Annotated in this window: 3 protein-coding genes; 1 reads left to right on the top strand and 2 read right to left on the bottom strand. The window is 46.7% G+C overall.

Features of this window, described 5'->3' with window-relative positions:
• Window positions 1–184: 184 nt before the first annotated feature.
• The gene (locus tag V7D75_RS00055; protein ID WP_333612896.1) at window positions 185–1,603 is read left to right on the top strand and encodes a serine hydrolase domain-containing protein; all 1,419 of its coding nucleotides are present in this window, start codon (window positions 185–187) and stop codon (window positions 1,601–1,603) included.
• A gap of 129 nt (window positions 1,604–1,732) precedes the next feature.
• Here V7D75_RS00055 and V7D75_RS00050 read toward each other — a convergent pair whose 3' ends face one another.
• Both V7D75_RS00050 and ilvD read right to left on the bottom strand, forming a co-directional pair.
• Window positions 1,733–2,986 (bottom strand): cation:proton antiporter, encoded by a 1,254-nt coding sequence (locus V7D75_RS00050; RefSeq protein WP_333612895.1) that lies wholly within the window; start codon window positions 2,984–2,986, stop codon window positions 1,733–1,735.
• A gap of 213 nt (window positions 2,987–3,199) precedes the next feature.
• Window positions 3,200–4,976, bottom strand: a 1,777-nt coding sequence (ilvD, locus tag V7D75_RS00045; RefSeq protein ID WP_333612894.1) for a dihydroxy-acid dehydratase, incomplete at its 5' end; no start/stop codon positions are given.

The raw sequence follows: 4,976 nt of genomic DNA, 5'->3' as shown, positions 1-4,976 counted from the left end.
CACGCTAGACTCATGGCATACTAACCATGTATGGCAAACTGTACGCGCTACATATGAGCGACATGCAACAAAAAAGGCGACCAATAGGTTGCCTTTTTTATGAGCGAATTTCGTCATTAAGTAGCTAAATAGTTAAGCAGTTTTTGGATATAAGAAGCATTTTTATAAATAAAGCGAGTGAAGAATGAAAAATAATAATGAGAAAGCTGATAATCAAAACGTCAATACGTCTATTAATCCTGTTATACAGCAAAAATTACAACAATTGTTAACAGATTTGCAGCTTGATGACGCACCAGCTGGAGGTGCCTTGGTGGTTTATCAAGCGGGGCAATGTATTGCTCAAGCCAGTGTCGGGCTAGCGCGTGCGGATTTGTCATGGAGCCCCGATACCCTATCGCTGAATTTTTCAACAGGGAAAGGGGTGTTGGCGACATTGGTGCATGTGTTGGTCTCCGAGCACATGCTCGATTATGACCGAGCGATTGCGGATTATTGGCCCGCTTTTGCCGCGCAAGGAAAAGAACAGATTACTTTACGTAGCGTCATGTCACATCAGGGCAACTTGTTTTCGATTCAAAGTATCGATGTCGATAACGACACAGTGCTCGATTGGCAGCTCATGCTAGAAAAAGTTGCCGCCATGCCAATAACAGCGCCTGAAGACAGCGCCTTATATGAGAGCGCTTATAGCGCCTTGGTTTACGGTTGGGTACTGGGCGGCATGATAGAAGCCGTTACCCATATGTCATTAGCCACAGCGCTGCGTTACTATTTGACTGAGCCGCTAGGAATTGCAGACAGCTGTTATTTTGGGGTGCCAAACGATAAAGTAGATGAAGTGGCTCATTTGGTCAAATATTTTCAAACATCAGAGCAAGAAAGTAATCAACAGCAGTCGCAAGCGCGACCTCGCCGCAGCAAACCCGTGTTAAGAGCGGATTCTGAAAATACTTTGCGCATTTATTCAAATCTACCAAGCTATGCTTGTTGGCAAAAAAGAGCGCTAACCAATCAAGAAAGCGCAAACGATAGTAAAAATGAAAGTATAAAGGCAGATGAGCTACCTAGTCTCGATACAGCAAAAATTAACCGTTTATACTTTAATAACAGCCAGCTTAATCTAAACAATTATAAATCAGCCCTCGTACTGGCTAATAAACAACCTATCGATTATTACGATAAACAGACGCTACAAGCCATCATTCCCGCTGCCAACGGCGTGGCATCAGCGCAAGCATTAGCAACTATTTATGCCATGCTAGCCAATGGCGGTAGCTGGCAGGGGCAGACATTGATTGACGACGCAACATTTAAGCAGCTTTCAACCCCGCAAACCATTGGTATGGATGCGGTAATGCCGGCGAAAATGAACTGGCGTTTGGGCTATCATCGCAGGTTTAGTATGTGTCAAAGTGAAGCTTCTGATATGAGCGCTCAAGGTTTTGGGCACATGGGTTATAACGGTTCGGTTGCGTGGTGTGATCCTGCGCGGCAATTGTCGTTTGCCTTTATCCATAACTTTGATGTAACGATGCTCAATGACGTCCGTCAGTTTGCACTAACGGAAGCGGTATTAGATTTGATTGACGCTGAAATCTAGTAGATATTCAGCTTTAGCGTACCTCAATATTCTTGTTGCCAGTATAAAAAACAGAAATATAGATGCTTATGCTTAAATGATAAGTAGCAACACTATAACTAACAAAAGTATTGAGGTAGTCGTCCGAAATTATCCATGGCGCGGCTTATTAGGCGTGAGCTTAAGCAGCCTTGGGGAAATCAAACCATGGATAAAGATAGAGGCCAAAATGACAATTGAGCAGACTATCCAAAGTTTAACAGCGTCTACTTCATCGAAGAAGCCTTGATTGAGGGCGTAAGACAGATAATATAAGGTGCCAATACCACGAATACCGAGGGCAGAAATGGCATACTTTTCAGTATAGGGCAGCTTTAATCCTGATAGAGCAATCAATCCGCCAATCGGTCGAATCAATAATAAAAAGGTAAAGCTAACGATATAGACGCGCCATGTCAGCTCAACGCTAGCTTGCAGTCCTTGGCCTAAAAACATGCCAAAAACCACAAGAACTAAGGACATCAGTAAGCCTTCTGACTGCTCAGCAAAATCGTGCAGCTTTTGATGATAACTGTGTTCACGCTCCGAGCGCCGAAAGGCAAAGGCGGCGACAAATACTGCAATGAAGCCATAGCTGTGCACATATTCTGCCAAACCATAGGCCAGCAGGGTGAGAGCTATGACGACATAGCCTTGAGAGATGGTGGTATTGTGGCTGTATTTTGAAAAAACCAATTTTGCCAGTAATTTACCAACCACAATCCCGACCACCAAACCTGCGCCAATTTTCCACAGCACATCAGTTGTAAACCATTGCCACAGCATTTCACCTGTGAACTGCTGCCCGCCGCTATAAGCTTCCGCGACCTTAATCGCTAAATAGACAAATGGGAACGCCAATCCGTCATTTAACCCTGCTTCTGAGGTCAAGGTAAAGCGCGGTGTATCCTCGCCGCCAGTATTGGGCGGTCCGACTTGGATACTAGAGGCGAGCACAGGATCGGTCGGAGCCAGTACCGCACCGAGCAAGATGGCCGCGCCTAATGTCAAACCAAAAGCATAATAGCCTAAGAGCGCCATGGCAAAAATACCAATCGGCATGGTGATAAGTAGTAAGCGCACAGTCGGGCGCCATAAGTGCCACGACAGCTCAGTATCTATCTTGATACCTGCACCGACCAGCGAAACCAATACCACGATTTCGGTCAGTTTTTCTATGATTAAACCGTTATCCATCGGGTTTAAAAAAGATAAACTGGTCCACCAATAGCCCATGAGTAGACCAAAGCTTACTTGCAGCATGGGCAGCGATATGGGCGTACGTTTAAAAAGAATAGGAAATAGTGCCCCGAATAAAAAGGCAATACCGCAGACCAATAAGAATAAATTATAGTTTTCAATCATAAGTTTGGTGCACGCTATTTTTTGGTTTTAAAAAGATAAAGTTAGAATAGGTTCAATCACTATTAATAATGACGGCAAAACCTTTTTAATACCGCAAAAAAACGTTATCAGAACGGTGGCAGCGTTGTTTTTTGGTGAAAAAAAAGCCTGCATGGCGCAGGCTTTGGGTAATTCTATAAGGTTAGTGATACATCATTGCGTTTACAGACTTATTTAACGCTCAACTTGGCTCACATCACGGACGGCACCCGTATCGGCACTGGTAGTCATAGCTGCATAAGCACGCAGCGCAGGCGAGACATGACGCTCACGGCTTACAGGCTTCCATGCGTTACGTCCACGTGCTTCCATCTCTTCACGGCGCGCAGCAAGCTCGGCATCGCTGACTTGCATATTGATGGTGCGGTTTGGGATATCAATGTGAATGGTATCGCCTTCTTGTACTAAACCAATCGCGCCGCCTTCAGCGGCTTCTGGGCTGGCGTGACCAATGGATAAGCCTGAGGTGCCGCCAGAGAAACGACCGTCAGTTAACAGCGCACACTCTTTGCCCAAACCTTTAGACTTTAGGTAAGTGGTTGGATACAGCATTTCTTGCATACCAGGCCCACCTTTTGGCCCCTCATAGCGAATAATAACCACATCGCCGGCGACAATTTTGTCATCAAGTACGGCGGCTACGGCAGCATCTTGCGATTCAAAAATACGCGCGCGTCCGGTGAAGATTAAGATGCTTTCGTCGACGCCTGCGGTTTTGACCACGCAGCCGCGCTCAGCGATGTTGCCGTATAGTACTGCTAAGCCGCCATCGGTTGAATAGGCATGCTGAGCACTACGAATACAGCCTGACTCACGATTGACGTCAAGGTTTGGCCACTCTTTTGATTGCGAGAAGGCCTGCGTGGTACGGACGCCACCAGGAGCGGCAATATAGCGCGCTCGTGCCTCAGTATTATCAGGATTCATGATATCCCATTTATCGATAGCATCTCTCATGCTTGCGCTATGAATGGTTGGGATATCGGTGGTCAGTAAACCCGCACGGTCAAGCTCGGCAAGCAGTGCCATCACGCCACCAGCACGGTGAACATCTTCCATATGGTATTTTTGTGAAGCAGGAGCGACTTTCGATAGGCAAGGGACACTACGACTTAGACGGTCAATATCGTGCATTTTAAAATCAACTTCCGCTTCATTGGCGGCGGCAAGTAGGTGCAAGATAGTGTTGGTTGAACCGCCCATCGCGATGTCTAGGCTCATGGCATTTTCAAAAGCGGCTTTGGTAGCGATAGAGCGTGGTAACACCGAATCATCATCTTGCTCATAACGGCGCTTGGCCAATGATACAATCGTGCGGCCCGCTTCTAAAAACAACTCGCGGCGTAACGAATGTGTGGCCAATAGCGAGCCATTACCCGGTAATGATAAGCCTAATGCTTCGGTCAAGCAGTTCATTGAGTTGGCGGTAAACATCCCAGAGCATGAGCCACAAGTTGAGCTTTCAATCGCCAAAACATCTTCATCGCTGATATTATCGTCGGCGGCGTCCATCATGGCATCGACCAAATCAAGCTTGCGAATGGCATTGCCTTTACTGTCAGTGGTATGGACGTCGCTACCGCCATCATTATTATGGCTATGAGCGACAGTGCTAGCGATGACCTTGCCCGCTTCCATCGGGCCGCCAGAGACGAAAACAACAGGGATATTGAGGCGCATGGCTGCCATCAGCATACCAGGGGTGATTTTATCGCAGTTAGAAATACAGACTAGGGCGTCGGCGCAGTGGGCGTTGACCATATACTCAACCGAGTCCGCAATCAAATCACGGCTTGGTAATGAATACAACATGCCGCTATGACCCATGGCAATACCGTCATCGACCGCAATGGTATTAAACTCTTTTGCCACGCCGCCCGCTTTTTCAATCTCACGCGCTACCAATTGTCCCAAGTCTTTTAGATGCACGTGACCGGGGACAAACTGGGTA

The organism is Psychrobacter sp., assembly GCF_036731945.1.
Lineage (GTDB): Bacteria > Pseudomonadota > Gammaproteobacteria > Pseudomonadales > Moraxellaceae > Psychrobacter.
The sequence above is the reverse complement of the archived record's forward strand: the minus strand, read 5'-3'. Positions and strand labels throughout refer to the sequence as shown.